15 protein-coding genes are annotated in these 14,265 nt (G+C 72.0%); 14 read left to right on the forward strand and 1 reads right to left on the reverse strand.

Annotated elements, in window-relative coordinates; translation table 11 throughout:
• On the reverse strand, positions 1–1,202 hold a 1,202-nt coding region (locus AC1DUQ_RS05470), incomplete at its 3' end, for an isochorismate synthase (protein WP_477073490.1).
• A 72-nt stretch (positions 1,203–1,274) separates the two neighbouring features.
• Here AC1DUQ_RS05470 and AC1DUQ_RS05475 point away from each other — a divergent pair.
• From AC1DUQ_RS05475 to AC1DUQ_RS05540, 14 genes are all read left to right on the forward strand, one after another.
• Positions 1,275–1,994, forward strand: coding sequence for a demethylmenaquinone methyltransferase (locus AC1DUQ_RS05475; protein WP_477061309.1), 720 nt, complete (start codon positions 1,275–1,277; stop codon positions 1,992–1,994).
• Positions 1,995–2,175: 181 nt separating this feature from the next.
• Positions 2,176–2,766, forward strand: coding sequence for an alternate-type signal peptide domain-containing protein (locus tag AC1DUQ_RS05480; RefSeq protein WP_477061310.1), 591 nt, complete (start codon positions 2,176–2,178; stop codon positions 2,764–2,766).
• 36 nt (positions 2,767–2,802) lie between these two features.
• Positions 2,803–3,303, forward strand: coding sequence for a hypothetical protein (locus tag AC1DUQ_RS05485; protein WP_477061311.1), 501 nt, complete (start codon positions 2,803–2,805; stop codon positions 3,301–3,303).
• Positions 3,304–3,362: 59 nt separating this feature from the next.
• Positions 3,363–3,863: a hypothetical protein gene (locus AC1DUQ_RS05490; RefSeq protein ID WP_477061312.1), complete on the forward strand. Its 501-nt coding sequence runs from the start codon at positions 3,363–3,365 to the stop codon at positions 3,861–3,863.
• The gene (locus AC1DUQ_RS05495) at positions 3,860–4,501 is read left to right on the forward strand and encodes a signal peptidase I (RefSeq protein WP_477073491.1); all 642 of its coding nucleotides are present in this window, start codon (positions 3,860–3,862) and stop codon (positions 4,499–4,501) included. The genes AC1DUQ_RS05490 and AC1DUQ_RS05495 overlap by 4 nt, the downstream gene beginning before the upstream one ends.
• Positions 4,498–5,127, forward strand: coding sequence for a hypothetical protein (locus tag AC1DUQ_RS05500; RefSeq protein ID WP_477061314.1), 630 nt, complete (start codon positions 4,498–4,500; stop codon positions 5,125–5,127). Before AC1DUQ_RS05495 ends, AC1DUQ_RS05500 begins: the two co-directional genes overlap by 4 nt.
• 240 nt (positions 5,128–5,367) lie before the next feature.
• A complete protein-coding gene (locus AC1DUQ_RS05505; protein ID WP_477061315.1) occupies positions 5,368–6,618 on the forward strand; it encodes a geranylgeranyl reductase family protein in 1,251 nt (416 codons plus the stop codon).
• Between the two features lie 34 nt (positions 6,619–6,652).
• Positions 6,653–7,015, forward strand: a complete 363-nt coding sequence (locus tag AC1DUQ_RS05510; RefSeq protein WP_477061316.1) for an NADH-quinone oxidoreductase subunit A — start codon at positions 6,653–6,655, stop codon at positions 7,013–7,015.
• 27 nt (positions 7,016–7,042) lie between these two features.
• The gene (locus tag AC1DUQ_RS05515; RefSeq protein ID WP_421743496.1) at positions 7,043–7,594 is read left to right on the forward strand and encodes a NuoB/complex I 20 kDa subunit family protein; all 552 of its coding nucleotides are present in this window, start codon (positions 7,043–7,045) and stop codon (positions 7,592–7,594) included.
• Positions 7,591–8,385 carry an NADH-quinone oxidoreductase subunit C gene (locus AC1DUQ_RS05520; RefSeq protein ID WP_477061317.1) on the forward strand — a complete coding sequence of 265 codons (795 nt, stop codon included), beginning with the start codon at positions 7,591–7,593 and terminating at the stop codon, positions 8,383–8,385. The genes AC1DUQ_RS05515 and AC1DUQ_RS05520 overlap by 4 nt, the downstream gene beginning before the upstream one ends.
• A complete protein-coding gene (locus AC1DUQ_RS05525; protein WP_477061318.1) occupies positions 8,382–9,731 on the forward strand; it encodes an NADH-quinone oxidoreductase subunit D in 1,350 nt (449 codons plus the stop codon). The genes AC1DUQ_RS05520 and AC1DUQ_RS05525 overlap by 4 nt, the downstream gene beginning before the upstream one ends.
• Positions 9,731–10,567, forward strand: coding sequence for an NADH-quinone oxidoreductase subunit NuoE (gene nuoE, locus AC1DUQ_RS05530; RefSeq protein ID WP_477061319.1), 837 nt, complete (start codon positions 9,731–9,733; stop codon positions 10,565–10,567). The genes AC1DUQ_RS05525 and nuoE overlap by 1 nt, the downstream gene beginning before the upstream one ends.
• Entirely contained in the window at positions 10,567–11,898 is a 1,332-nt protein-coding gene (gene nuoF / locus AC1DUQ_RS05535) for an NADH-quinone oxidoreductase subunit NuoF (RefSeq protein WP_477061320.1), read from the forward strand. Before nuoE ends, nuoF begins: the two co-directional genes overlap by 1 nt.
• The coding region (locus AC1DUQ_RS05540; RefSeq protein ID WP_477073492.1) for an NADH-quinone oxidoreductase subunit G at positions 11,895–14,265 on the forward strand (2,371 nt) is incomplete at its 3' end. The genes nuoF and AC1DUQ_RS05540, both read left to right, overlap by 4 nt.

Genomic DNA, 14,265 nt, shown 5'->3' on the forward strand with positions numbered 1-14,265 from the left:
GCCGAGCGCAGCGCGATGCCCCACTCGCCGTCGCCGTCGGCGCCGAACCAGCCGACCGGCCCGGCGTACCGGGCGCGGTCCATGCCCTCGATGCTGCGGATGAGCTCGCGGGCCGCCGCGGTCGGCGTGCCGCACACGGCGGCCGTCGGGTGCAGGGCCGCCGCGAGCGCGAGCGAGGACGGGTGCGCCGCGTCGCCGCTCGGAGCCGTGAGGACGCCGGTGACGTCCGACGCCAGGTGCAGGACGTTGGGCAGGTGCAGGACGAACGGCACGTCCGGCACGTTGGTCGACGAGCAGAACGGCTCGAGCGCGTGCGCCACCGAGGTCACCGCGTACTCGTGCTCCTCGAGGTCCTTCGAGGAGTGCGCGAGGATCGCGGCGCGGGCCATGTCCGCCGCGTCGTCCCCGGTGCGCCGGATCGTGCCGGCGAGCACGCGCGAGGTGACCAGGCCCTTCTCGGACCGGACCAGCAGCTCGGGCGTCGCGCCGATCATGCCGTCGACGCTGAACGTCCAGCAGGACGGGTACTGCACGGCCAGCCGCTCGAGGGCCCAGCGGGCGTCCACGGGGTTCTCGGTGCGCGCGTGCACGTCCCTCGCCAGCACCACCTTGTCCACCTCGCCGGCCTTGATCGCGGCGATCCCGCGGGCGACCACCTCGCGCCACCCGTCCGCGCTCACCGCGCCGTCCGAGTAGACGACCGTCCCCGGGTCGACGGGCGGGACCCGCGGCCCGACGACGTCGGCGAGCCTCGGCGCCGCACCCAGCCGGGCGCCTGTGGTGATCGAGGTGAGCCACGTGCGACCGCCGCGGCGGCCGACGATCACGCTCGGCACGACGATCACGCTTCCCGCAGGCGAGTCCTCGTCGAACGCGAAGGAGCCGAACGCCACCGGCCCGGTCCCGGGCAGCTGGACCTCGTCCCGCACGATCGCGTGCGCCAGGACGTCCTGCCAGGCGCGCTCGGCGTCGGCGAACCGGTCCGGTCCGCTGACGGGGATGCGCAGGGTCTCGCCCCACGCCACCAGTCCGTCGCCCCGGCGCACCCACGCGAGCGGCGCCTGCGACGGCAGCAGGCCGAGCAGGTCCAGGGGGTCCGTGTTCACCGCATCGGTCGTCCCGCCGAGCGCGTCCAGCGCGACCGTGCGGACCACGAGCGGGTACGGGACCGCGTCCGCGGGGGCGGAGGTCTGCGTACTCATCGGTACCAGCGTATGCCTCGGTCGCCGGTGCTCCCTGTCGAAGGGGCGCGCCGGACCTGCGACGATGGACACATGTCCCGTGCCTCCCTCGACAAGGACCCCCAGGACGTCGCCGCCATGTTCGACGCGGTGGCCCACCGCTACGACCGGACCAACGACGTCATCTCGCTCGGTCAGGACCGTGCCTGGCGCAAGGCGACCCTCAAGGCCGTCGGCGCCCAGCCCGGCGAGACCGTGCTCGACCTCGCCGCCGGCACGGGCACGTCGTCGGAGCCGATGGCCGACGCGGGCGTCCGCGTCGTCGCGTGCGACCTGTCCGTCGGCATGCTCGAGGTGGGCAAGCGCAGGCGCCCCGACCTGGCGTTCGTCGCCGGCGACGCGCTGCACCTCCCGTTCGCCGACGAGTCGTTCGACGCGGTGACCATGTCGTTCGGCCTGCGCAACGTGCAGGACGTCGAGACCGCCCTGGGTGAGCTGCTGCGGGTGACCAAGCCGGGTGGTCGACTGGTGGTCTGCGAGTTCTCCCGCCCCACCTTCACGCCGTTCCGGGTGATCTACCAGAACTACCTGATGCGGGCGCTGCCGCCCGTCGCCCGCGCGGTCTCCAAGGAGCCCGAGGCGTACGTGTACCTGGCGGAGTCCATCCGCGAGTGGCCGGACCAGAACGCCCTGGGCCTGCTCATCAAGCACTCCGGGTGGTCCCACGTGGCCTACCGGAACCTCTCCGGCGGCATCGTCGCCCTGCACCGCGGCACCCGTCCGGCCGCAGAGGGCATCGCCCGTTCGGCGTAGCCCCAGAACGGTCCGGTTCGCGCGCCTTCGTCCTCTGGCCTCCGAAGTGTTGGGGTGGTAGCCCCTGCGTGACTCTCCACCTTCGGATGATGACGGTTCTCAACCGCTCAGTTCCGCGCGCCTACTGCCGAGAGCCTCTGCGCCGGTCGTCTTCGCCGGCCACGGCTACGGGAGGACGGACATGCGCAAGACGACGAAGGGCGCCATCGCGGTTGGCGCGGGAGTGGCACTGCTGCTGGGCGGCGCGGGCACGATGGCGTACTGGACCGACTCCTCGGACCTGGACTCCAACACCACCGTCACGGCGGGCAACCTGGACCTCGCGCCCGTCGCGGCGTCCGCGGCCTGGACCTGGAAGACCGGCGGCCAGACGTTCGTGCCGGCGACCTCGCGCATCGTGCCGGGCGACACGGTCGTCTTCACGCAGCGCTACACGGTGACCGCGCAGGGCGACCGACTCAAGGCGCAGCTCATGGTCAACGGTGTGCCGACGAAGACGGCGCACACGCCGGTCAACCCCGCCAACGTGCTGGACGACAAGCTGGTCCTCACGCCGCTGGTCACCGTGGTCGGCACGCTGCCCGCCGGTGTGGTCGTGGCTGCGACCAACGACTCGCTGACGGTCACCAACCCGGGCGCCGCCGCGCTCACGTTCCAGGTGGACGTCAAGGTCGAGGTCGAGTTCCCGTTCGGAACGGCTGACGCCCAGAACGGGACCACGCAGTCGGTCGATCTCTCCAAGACGACCATCTCGCTCAACCAGACCGTCTGACGTCCGTCGTCCGGGATCTGATCAGGGGTTGATGACATGAGGCTGTCGACCCGCGCCCCCGCCGTGGCCGCCGTGGCCGTCGCACTGCTCCTCGTGGGCAGCGCGACGGCCTACGGGTCCTGGGCGCGCTCGAGGCCGCTCGACAGCAACGCGACGATCAGCTCCGGGACGATCGGCCTGACAGCGGCCTGGACCAGCCCGCTGTCCACGACACAGATGTGGCCGGGCCAGTCCCGGGTCGGGACGGTGAGGCTCACACACTCCGGCAACGGCCGCTGGAACTACGCCGTCGCGGTGGCGGCGTCGGGCGCGCTCGCACCCGACACGACGTTCGCCCTGACCACCAGCACGGGTCCCGGTGTCTGCGGGACCACCCCGATCACCCCGGGGGCGTGGTCCACCACGACGTACGCCACCGGCACGTCGGTCGACGTGTGCGTGACCGTGACCCTGTCGCCGACCGCGCCGAGCGCGAGCCAGGGGCGCCCGCTCTCGATCCAGGTGACCGGGTCCGCGCGAAACCAGCCCACGTACTGAGCGGCTGGCCGGAGAACCGCACCCCGACTCGACCACGAGACACGAAGGAGGACCGCCGGATGGACTCCCCTCTGCGCCGACGTGGCCTCTCCGTGCTCGTCGTCGTCCTCGCTCTCGTGCTCGTGCCGGTCGGTGCCGCGTGGGCCTTCTGGGTCGTGAGTGCTACCGCGCTGTCGTCCACGGGCGGGGCTGCCACGGTGCCCCCGGCGACCGGCTTCGTCTGCACGGAGAACGGGGACACCGGTGTCACGGTGACCTGGGGCGCCGCAAGCCCCGCCGCACCCACCGCGTACGGCTACACGGTGAGCTTCACCCAGGCGGGACCGGTGTGGAACGGGTCGATCGACGCCGGGGCCGCACTGACCACCAACCTGACCCCGACCTCGCTTCCCGGCTCCCACAACGGGGCGGTCGTCGCGAACGTCACCACCCGCTACACACCGACCGCGCCCGGTGCGGCGACGTGGACGTCCGTGCCCTCGAACAGCGACTCGGTCTACGTGAAGACGAAGGTCTTCTTCTTCTTCTTCCAGTACCAGGCTCTGGACTGCACCCCATGAGCGACACCGTGACCCGGATCGAGACCGAACCCACCCCTGGGCCCGCCACGACGCGACGCGGTCCGTGGTCGCGGGTGGGCACGGTCCTCAGCTCGGTGGCCCTCGGCGCGGTCGTCGTCGTCGCCCTCGCGATGATCGTGGTGCCGGCTCTGCYGCGCGCCACGCCCTACACGGTGCTCACCGGCAGCATGGCGCCTGCGATCCCGCCGGGTTCCCTCGTCGTGGTGCGTCCCGTGCCCTTCGAGGGCATCGCGATGGGTGACGTCGTGACGTACCAGCTCCGGTCGGGCGAGCCGACGGTCGTCACGCACCGGGTGGTGGGTGTCGGTACCCGCGGCGACGGTGAGACCGTCCTCACGCTGCGGGGCGACGCGAACCCGGCTCCCGACACCGAACCCGTCACGGACGTCCAGGTGCGCGGCGTCGTGGCCTACGACCTGCCGTACCTCGGCTACGTGAACCTGTGGGTCGGTGTGAACCGGCCCGGTTGGCTGCTCAGGACCGCGGCCGGCCTGCTCATCGGCTACGGCGTCGTGCTCCTGCTGGGCGGGCTGCGGGACAAGCTCCGCGCACGGCCGGACGACCCGGCGCGCGCCGACGAGGGCGACGCTGCACGGATCGAGCGCGGCACCTCGTGACCGGGCGCGTCGGTCGCAGCCTGACCGTGATCGGCGCGGTGCTCGTCACCGTCGGCGCGATGGCGATGCCGGCCCAGGCGGCGGAGCAGCTGGAGCTCTCCTCCGACGGCACGCACTGGTCGGGGTCCCTGCCCGACGAGGTGTTCGACGTCCCGCAGTTCGCGGTGCCCGGCGACGTGATCACGTCGGAGCTCTGGGTGCGCAACAGCTCCGAGCTCCCGACCCGGGTCCAGCTCACCGTCGCGGACGACCTCGGCTCGGCACCGGGCCGCCTCGCAGGGGAGCTCAGCCTCGCGATCGACGGCACCCCCGCGGTGGGCGGGGAGCTGTGGGTAGGTCCTGCGCTGCCGGCGGGCGCCGCGGTGCGCATCTCGCTCGTCGTGACCGTCAGCACGTCGGCGCGGGGCGCCGTCCGGCTCGACACGACCTCGGTGCTCTCGACCGTGTCCTTGGTGCAGACCGGGCCCGGGACCGTGGCGGCTCCCGGGGGCGCGCGACCCCCGAGCGGGAACCTGGCGCGGACGGGCCTCGACGCAGCGCGTGCACTCGCCGCGGCCACGGGCGCGGTCGGGCTCGGTGTCCTGCTGACCGCCGCCGGTCGTCGTCGGCACCCCACGCACGACTGACGCCTCGGGACCCGCGCGCGCCGGCCTCTGTCCGGCTGGGCGGCGCGGGTGAACAATGGTCGTCGCCTGCCCTCTTCGGCGGATTCTTCATGGGGTCGACCAGCAGTTCACAGCGAGTTCGACACCCTCGTCCGCGAGGTTAGGAAAGCCTTCGCAGACAGCCCTTGGGGCGCTGGTTACACTCGCCGGAGCAGTGCGTGAACAACGTCACAAGTGGGGTCCCCAGTGGTTGATGCAGCGATGGATGACGCGGACGTCATCGTCGTCGGCGCGGGCCCAGCGGGGTCAGCCGCCGCGTTCCACTGCGCCTCCGCGGGCCTGGACGTGCTGCTCCTGGAGAAGTCGGAGTTCCCCCGGGACAAGGTGTGCGGGGACGGCCTGACGCCCCGCGCGGTCGCCGAGCTGGTGCGGATGGGGCTGCCCATCCGCGAGCAGGACGGCTGGATCCGCAACGTGGGGCTGCGCGTGATCGGCGGCGGCCACCGCCTCGAGCTGGCGTGGCCCGAGCTGTCCAGCTACCCCTCGTACGGGCTCGCCAAGTCCCGGATGTCCCTGGACCACACGCTGGCCGACCACGCGCGGTCCGCGGGCGCCAAGCTGCAGGAGCGCACCAACGTCACCGGACCGGTGCGCGACGAGCGCTCGGGACGGGTCGTCGGGGTGCACGCCAAGGTCGACGGCGAGACGGTCACGTACCGCGCGCCGGTCGTCATCGCCGCCGACGGGGTCTCCGCCCGGCTGGCGACCGGGATGGGCCTGGAGAAGCGCATGAACCGCCCCATGGGCGTCGCGGTCCGCACCTACTTCCAGACACCGCGGCACGACGACCCGTGGATGGAGAGCCACCTCGAGCTCCGCGACGACGACGGCAACCTGATGCCCGGGTACGGCTGGATCTTCTCGCTCGGCGACGGCACCGCGAACGTCGGGCTCGGCTCGGTGGCCTCCACGGCGGCGCCGACGAAGGTCGACTACAAGAAGCTGTTCGCCACCTGGATGCGGCACGTGCCCGCCGAGTGGGAGTTCACCCCGGACAACCAGGTGGGGCCGGTCAAGGGTGCGGCCCTGCCCATGGGGTTCAACCGGGGACCGCTCTACGGCAACGGCCTCCTGCTCGCGGGCGACTCCGCGGGGATGATCAGCCCGTTCAACGGCGAGGGCATCGCGTACGGCCTGCAGGCCGGCCGGGTCGCGGCCGACGCCATCTCCCAGGGCCTCGCCCGCGGCACCGCCGCCGGTCGGGAGCGCGCGTTCGCCACGTACCAGGGCAGGATGAAGGACGACCTCGGTGGCTACTACACGCTCGGCCGGGTGTTCGTCCGGCTGATCGAGCACCCCGAGGTGATGCGGGTGTGCACGCGGTACGGTCTGCCGCGGCCGCTCGTCATGAAGTTCGTGCTCAAGCTCCTCTCCGACTGCTACGAGCCCAAGGGCGGTGACCTGGTGGACCGGGTGATCGCCGGCCTGGCGCGGATCGCCCCGGCCGCATGAGGCCGCCGACCACAAAGAAGTGGAGTGACGCACGATGAACAACCCGTACGTCCCGCTGCTCTTCCTCATGGGCATCGCCGCCGTGCTCGCCCTCGGTGGCGTGGGCGCGAGCGTGATCCTGGGACCCAAGCGGTACAACCGCGCCAAGCTCGAGGCGTACGAGTGCGGCATCGAGCCCACCCCGCACGCCATCGGCGGCGGCCGCTTCCCGATCAAGTACTACCTGGTCGCGATGACGTTCATCGTCTTCGACATCGAGGTGGTCTTCCTCTACCCGTGGGCCGTGAGCTTCGCGGACCTGGCCCTGTTCGGGCTGGTCGCGATGATCGGCTTCCTCGTGCTCATCACGGTCCCGTTCGTCTACGAGTGGAAGCGCGGCGGGTTCGAGTGGGACTGATCGCTGCTGTTCCCCAGGAGGTTTGAGATGGGCATCGAAGAGGCACCGTCGGGGTTCCTGCTCACGACGGTCGAGGACCTCGTGGGGTACTTCCGCAAGGCGTCGCTCTGGCCGGTCACGTTCGGGCTGGCGTGCTGCGCCATCGAGATGATGGCCGCCGGCGCCAGCCGGTTCGACATCTCGCGGTTCGGCATGGAGGTGTTCCGCGCATCCCCGCGACAGGCGGACCTCATGATCGTCGCCGGTCGCGTGAGCCAGAAGATGGCGCCCGTGGTGCGTCAGGTCTACGACCAGATGTCCGAGCCGAAGTGGGTGCTCTCCATGGGCGTCTGCGCCAGCTCCGGTGGCATGTTCAACAACTACGCGATCGTGCAGGGCGTCGACCACATCATCCCGGTCGACATCTACCTGCCCGGCTGCCCGCCGCGGCCCGAGATGCTCATCAACGCGATCCTGGCGCTGCACGAGCAGATCGAGAACGAGCCGCTCGGCGGCAACCGCAAGGCGGCGGCCGCGGCCGCCGAGGCCGCCGCGCTGGCCGCGACGCCGACGTCGCAGATGACGGGGCTGCTCAAGTGACCGAGAAGACCGACGCCGCCGACGCCGCGAAGCCTGGTGGCGGGAGTGACTCGACGACCGCCGCGCAGCCGACCAGCGAGGCCGCGCTCGAGGCCGGCTCGCAGAACGTCCCCGCCGAGGGGCGGACCCAGATCGAGGTCGTCGACGTCCGCCGCGGCATGTTCGGTGCCACCGGCTCGGGCGACACCTCCGGCTACGGCGGGCTCGTCACCGCGATCGCGCTGCCCGGCCCCAGCGAGCGGCCCTACGGCGGCTGGTTCGACGAGGTCGTGGACATCCTCACCGAGGTGCTCGACGAGTCCGGCACCACCTACGCGGCCGCGGTCGAGTCGGTCGTCGTCGACCGCGAGGAGCTCACGCTGCACGTGGCGCGCGAGCACATCGTCGAGGTGTCGCAGGTGCTCCGGGACGACCAGGACCTGCGGTTCGAGCTCAGCCTCGGCGTCTCGGGCGTGCACTACCCGCACGACGCCGGCCGTGAGCTGCACGCGGTCTACCACCTGGTCTCAGTGACCCACTCGCGTCGGCTGCGGCTCGAGGTCGCGGTCTCCGACTCGGACCCGCACCTGCCGTCGACCGTGTCGGTGTACCCGGCCAACGACTGGCACGAGCGCGAGACCTACGACTTCTTCGGGTTGATCTTCGACGGACACCCGGGTCTGGCCCGCATCGAGATGCCCGACGACTGGCCGGGCCACCCGCAGCGCAAGGACTACCCCCTCGGGGGCATCCCGGTCGAGTACAAGGGCGCCACCGTGCCGCCCCCGGACCAGCGGAGGTCGTACCGATGACCACCCAGACACCCCGTTCCACCGCGCACGTCGTCGACGCCGACACCGAGGGCGTCCCCTCGTTCGAGGCGTCCGGCGGCGACTGGTCCGAGATCGCCGAGGAGGCCGCCCGCCTCGGCGAGGAGCGGATCGTCGTCAACATGGGCCCGCAGCACCCGTCGACCCACGGCGTGCTCCGGCTCATGCTCGAGATCGACGGCGAGACGGTGACCGAGGCCCGCGCGGGCATCGGCTACCTGCACACCGGCATCGAGAAGAACATGGAGTTCCGCACCTGGACCCAGGGCGTGACCTTCTGCACGCGCATGGACTACGTGGCGCCGCTGTTCCAGGAGACCGCGTACTGCCTCGCGGTCGAGAAGCTGCTCGGCATCACCGACGACGTGCCCGAGCGGGCCACCGTCATCCGGGTGCTGATGATGGAGCTCAACCGGATCACGTCGCACCTCGTCTGCCTGGCCACCGGCGGCAACGAGCTGGGCGCCACGACGATCATGACCGTGGGCTTCACCGCCCGCGAGGAGATCCTCAAGATCTTCGAGCTGATCTCCGGCCTGCGCATGAACCACGCGTACATCCGTCCGGGCGGGGTCGCGCAGGACATCCCGCCGGGCGCGATCGACACGATCCGCGAGGCGCTGGTGCTCGTCCGCGGCTACTTCAAGCAGCTCGAAGACCTGATGATGGCCAACCCGATCCTGCACCTGCGGCTCAAGGACGTCGGCTACCTGGGCCTGTCCGGCTGCATGGCGCTCGGGATCACCGGGCCGGTGCTCCGGTCGGCCGGGCTGCCCTACGACGTGCGCAAGGCCAACCCGTACTGCGGGTACGAGACGTACGACTTCGACGTCCCCGTGGCGCAGTCGGCGGACTCCTGGGGGCGCCTCGTGCTCCGCGTCGAGGAGTGCTACCAGTCGATGAAGATCGTCGAGCAGACCCTGGACCGCCTGCAGAAGATGGGCCCCGGGCCGGTCATGGTCGAGGACAAGAAGATCGCCTGGCCCGCGCAGCTGGCCATCGGGTCGGACGGCATGGGCAACTCCCTCGACCACATCCGGGAGATCATGGGCACCTCGATGGAGGCCCTGATCCACCACTTCAAGCTGGTCACCGAGGGTTTCCGCGTGCCGGCGGGCCAGGTGTTCCAGACGGTCGAGCACCCTCGTGGAGAGCTCGGCGTGCACCTGGTGTCCGACGGGGGGACGCGGCCGTACCGCGCGCACTTCCGCGACCCGAGCTTCAACAACCTGCAGGCCACGTCGATCATGTGCGAGGGCGGGCAGGTGGCCGACGTTGTCGTCGCCGTCGCGTCCCTCGACCCGGTGCTGGGAGGGGTGGACCGCTGATGTCGATCGAGACCGGCAGGACCCACAAGACCGCGTACGACGCGGACACGCACGCGCGACTGACGGCGGACTCGGACGCGATCGTCGCCCGCTACCCGCAGGCACGGTCGGCCCTGCTGCCGATGCTGCACCTGGTGCAGTCCGAGGACGGCTACGTCAGCCCCCGCGGGATCGCGTTCTGCGCGGCCCACCTCGGCCTGTCCACCGCCGAGGTGTCCGCGGTCGCGACCTTCTACACGCAGTACAAGCGGCACCCCAACGGCACGTACACGGTCGGCGTCTGCACCAACACGCTGTGCGCGATCATGGGCGGCGACGCCATCTGGGAGGACCTCTCGGACCACCTGGGCATCGGGCACGACGAGACCACCGACGACGGGGTCATCACCCTCGAGCGCGTCGAGTGCAACGCGGCCTGCGACTACGCACCCGTCGTGATGGTCAACTGGGAGTTCTTCGACAACCAGACCCCGGACAGCGCCCGGCAGATCGCCGACGACCTCACCGCCGGCAAGGCGGTCGTCCCCACGCGTGGGGCAGCGAGCGTCTGCTCGTTCAAGGAGATGTCCCGCGTGCTGGCCGGTTTCGGCGACGGACGGGCCGACGAGGGCGTCGGGGCCGGTGCGCCGACCCTGCGCGGCGTCGAGCTGGCCCGGGCCGAGCACTGGACGGCTCCCGAGCTCCCGACCGGCACGACGGCGGCACCCGCCGGCAGCACCGAGCCGAAGGTCGGCGGTGAGCAGTCGAGCGCCGAGCGCCCGGTCACCACCCCGGCCGACACCTCGCCCGCCGCCGAGCGCAAGAAGCAGTCCTCCGACGACGCGAAGGAGTCGTGATGGCGACGACCCTCACCCCGGTCCTCACGGACACGTGGGACGCCGACCGCTCCTGGACGCTCGCCTCGTACGAGGACGCCGGCGGCTACCGGGGCCTGCGCAAGGCGCTCAGCCTGCCGGCCGCCGACGTCGTCACCATGGTCAAGGACTCCGGCCTGCGCGGCCGCGGGGGAGCCGGCTTCCCGACGGGCATGAAGTGGGGCTTCCTGCCCGCGCCCGACGGCGGACCCCGCTACCTCGTGGTGAACGCGGACGAGTCCGAGCCGGGGACCTGCAAGGACATCCCGCTGATGATGGCCAGCCCGCAGCACCTGATCGAGGGCATGATCATCACCAGCTACGCGATCGGCTGCCACCACGCGTTCCTCTACGTACGCGGCGAGGTGCTGCACGTCTACCGCCGCCTGCTGAAGTCGATCGAGGAGGCCCGCGCCAAGGGGTACCTCGGCACCGACATCCTCGGCTCCGGCTTCGACCTCGAGATCACCCTGCACGCGGGTGCCGGCGCGTACATCTGCGGCGAGGAGACGGCGCTGCTCGACTCGCTCGAGGGCCTGCGCGGTCAGCCGCGGCTCAAGCCCCCGTTCCCCGCGGTCGCGGGCCTGTACGCGCGGCCGACCGTGGTGAACAACGTCGAGTCGATCGCGTCGGTGCCGGGCATCGTCGTGGGCGGCGCCGACTGGTTCAAGTCGATGGGCACCGAGAGGTCCACCGGCCACGGGCTGTTCTCCCTGTCCGGCCACGTCACGCGGCCGGGGCAGTACGAGGCCCCCCTGGGCATCACGCTGCGCGAGCTGCTGGAGATGGCCGGCGGCATCCGCGAGGGCCACGAGCTGAAGTTCTGGACGCCCGGCGGGTCGTCGACGCCGATCTTCACGGCCGAGCACCTCGACGTCCCGCTGGACTACGAGTCGGTCGGCGCGGCCGGCTCGATGCTGGGCACCCGTGCGCTGCAGATCTTCGACGAGACCACCTCCGTGGTCCGCGCGGTCACGCGGTGGACGGAGTTCTACAAGCACGAGTCGTGCGGCAAGTGCACGCCGTGCCGCGAGGGCACGTACTGGCTGACGCAGGTGCTGCAGCGGATCGAGGCGGGGCAGGGCACGCTCGCCGACATCGACCTGCTGCTGGACCTGTGCGACAACATCCTCGGCAAGGCGTTCTGCGCCCTGGGGGACGGCGCCACCAGCCCGATCACCTCGGCGGTGCAGTACTTCCGGGAGGAGTTCGTGGCGGGGACGCACACCCCGGCGGACGTCCTCTTCCCGCCGGAGAACAGCTCCCTGTTCGCCTACACACCGAAGCACGAGCTCGCTGGGGTGCACGCATGACGATCCTGTCCTCCGGGCCGACGACCTCGCTGGTCCCGGCCGCGCCGGTCGCGCCCGCTGCACCCGAGGGTGACCTGGTGACCTTCACGGTCGACGGCATCGAGACCGCCGTGCCCAAGGGCACCCTGGTGATCCGTGCCGCCGAGCAGCTGGGCATCCAGATCCCGCGGTTCTGCGACCACCCCCTGCTCGCCCCGGCCGGCGCGTGCCGCCAGTGCCTGGTCGAGGTCTGGGCACCCGGCCGCGACGGCGCCCTGGCCAAGATGCCCAAGCCCCAGGCCAGCTGCACGCTCGAGGCCACGCCGGGCATGCAGGTCAAGACGCAGCACACGTCGCCGGAGGCCGACAAGGCCCAGCACGGCGTCATGGAGCTGCTGCTCATCAACCACCCGCTCGACTGCCCGGTCTGCGACAAGGGCGGCGAGTGCCCCCTGCAGAACCAGGCGATGAGCAACGGCCGCGCCAGCACCCGCTTCGTCGACGTGAAGCGCACGTTCCCCAAGCCGATCGCCATCTCCACGCAGATCCTGCTGGACCGCGAGCGCTGCATCCTGTGCCAGCGCTGCACCCGGTTCTCCGAGGAGATCGCCGGCGACGTCTTCATCGACCTGCAGAAGCGCGGCGCCAACCAGCAGATCGGCACGTTCGACACGAACGTGCTCGGGTTCGTCGGCGAGGCCCCGCTCGGCGCGTCCGCGGAGGACACCTCCGGGCGTCCGTTCGCGTCGTACTTCTCCGGCAACACCGTGCAGATCTGCCCGGTCGGCGCCCTGACCAGCGCGGCGTACCGCTTCCGGTCCCGCCCGTTCGACCTGGTGTCCACCCCCGGGATCGGCGAGCACGACTCGCAGGGTTCTGCCATCCGCATCGACCACCGCCGCGGCGTCGTGCTGCGCCGGCTGGCGGGCGAGGACCCGACGGTCAACCAGGAGTGGATCACCGACAAGGACCGCTTCGCGTTCACGTGGCAGTCGGCGCCGGACCGCATCACCACCCCGCTGGTCCGCAACGCCGACGGCGAGCTCGAGCCGGCCAGCTGGGTGGAGGCGCTCGACGTCGCCGCCGCCGGCCTGCGTGCGGCTCAGCAGCCGGACGACCCGCGCGACACCGCGATTGGTGTCGCGGTGCTGCCTGGTGGCCGCCTGACGCTCGAGGACGCTTACGCGTACGGCAAGTTCGCCCGGGTCGCCCTGGGCACCAACGACGTCGACGGCCGCGCCCGCCCGCACTCGGCGGAGGAGGAGACCTTCCTCGGCCACCACGTCGCCGGCCGCACCCTCGAGGTCACGTTCGCCGACCTCGACCGCGCGCCCGCGGTGCTGCTCGTCGGACTGGAGGCCGAGGAGGAGGCGGGCATCGCGTTCCTGCGCCTGCGCGACTCGGTCGTCTCCCGCAAGCTCCGGGTGCTCTCGGTCGCCGCCCTGGCGAGCCGCGGGCTCGAGCGACTCTCCGGCACCCTCCTGCCCGCCGCGCCCGGCACCGAGGCGGAGGTGCTCGACGGCATCGGCACCGACCCTGCTCTCGCGGAGACCGCGACGCTGCTCGGCACCGCCGGCGCCCTCGTCCTCGTCGGGGAGCGCCTGGCGGGCGTGCCCGGTGGCTTCTCCGCCGCCCTGCGGCTCGCGCAGCGCACCGGCGCGCGGCTGGCCTGGATCCCCCGTCGCGTGGGGGAGCGGTCCGCCGTCGAGGCCGGTCTGCTGCCCTCGCTGCTGCCCGGCGGCCGTCCGGTCGCCGACTCGGCCGCGCGGGTGGACCTGGCCGCCGCCTGGGGCGTCGACCACCTGCCTGCCGAACCGGGCCGCTCGACGACCGAGATCCTCGCCGCCGCCCGTGCCGGTCTGCTCGGCGGCCTCGTCGTCGGCGGGCTGGAGCTCGCGGACCTGCCCGACCCGGCCATCGCCCGCGAGGCGCTCGACCGGGCCACGTTCGTGGTCTCGCTCGAGGTCCGGCACTCCGAGGTCACCGACCGCGCCGACGTCGTCCTGCCCGTCGCGCCGCCGACCGAGAAGCCCGGCACCTTCGTCACGTGGGAGGGGCGCCCGCGCCCGTTCCCACAGGCGCTCGTGTCGCACTCGATGGCCGACCACCGGGTCCTGGACCGGCTCGCCGACGCCCTGGGCGTGGAGCTCGGCCTGCAGACGATCGGGGCCGTGCACGACGAGCTCGACCAGCTGGGCGGCTGGGACGGCACCCRCGTGGGTGCGCCCGACGTGCCCGCCGCCGAGCCGCCGGCCGTGTCCCCGGGCGCCGCCGTGCTGGCCACCTGGCACCAGCTGCTGGACGGCGGCCGCCTGCAGTCCGGCGAGCCGTTCCTGGCCGGCACCGCCAAGCGCCCCGTCGCCCGCATCTCGGCCGGCACCGCCACCG

This window comes from Cellulomonas sp. P4_B5_2 (genome assembly GCF_056402235.1).

Coding starts and splice junctions, on each gene's coding strand:
- AC1DUQ_RS05510 (WP_477061316.1), top strand. CDS start 6,653: ATGAACAACCCGTACGTCCCGCTGCTCTTCCTCATGGGCATCGCCGCC.
- AC1DUQ_RS05525 (WP_477061318.1), top strand. CDS start 8,382: ATGACCACCCAGACACCCCGTTCCACCGCGCACGTCGTCGACGCCGAC.
- AC1DUQ_RS05475 (WP_477061309.1), top strand. CDS start 1,275: ATGTCCCGTGCCTCCCTCGACAAGGACCCCCAGGACGTCGCCGCCATG.
- AC1DUQ_RS05515 (WP_421743496.1), top strand. CDS start 7,043: ATGGGCATCGAAGAGGCACCGTCGGGGTTCCTGCTCACGACGGTCGAG.
- AC1DUQ_RS05485 (WP_477061311.1), top strand. CDS start 2,803: ATGAGGCTGTCGACCCGCGCCCCCGCCGTGGCCGCCGTGGCCGTCGCA.
- nuoE (WP_477061319.1), top strand. CDS start 9,731: ATGTCGATCGAGACCGGCAGGACCCACAAGACCGCGTACGACGCGGAC.
- AC1DUQ_RS05480 (WP_477061310.1), top strand. CDS start 2,176: ATGCGCAAGACGACGAAGGGCGCCATCGCGGTTGGCGCGGGAGTGGCA.
- AC1DUQ_RS05505 (WP_477061315.1), top strand. CDS start 5,368: ATGGATGACGCGGACGTCATCGTCGTCGGCGCGGGCCCAGCGGGGTCA.
- AC1DUQ_RS05490 (WP_477061312.1), top strand. CDS start 3,363: ATGGACTCCCCTCTGCGCCGACGTGGCCTCTCCGTGCTCGTCGTCGTC.
- nuoF (WP_477061320.1), top strand. CDS start 10,567: ATGGCGACGACCCTCACCCCGGTCCTCACGGACACGTGGGACGCCGAC.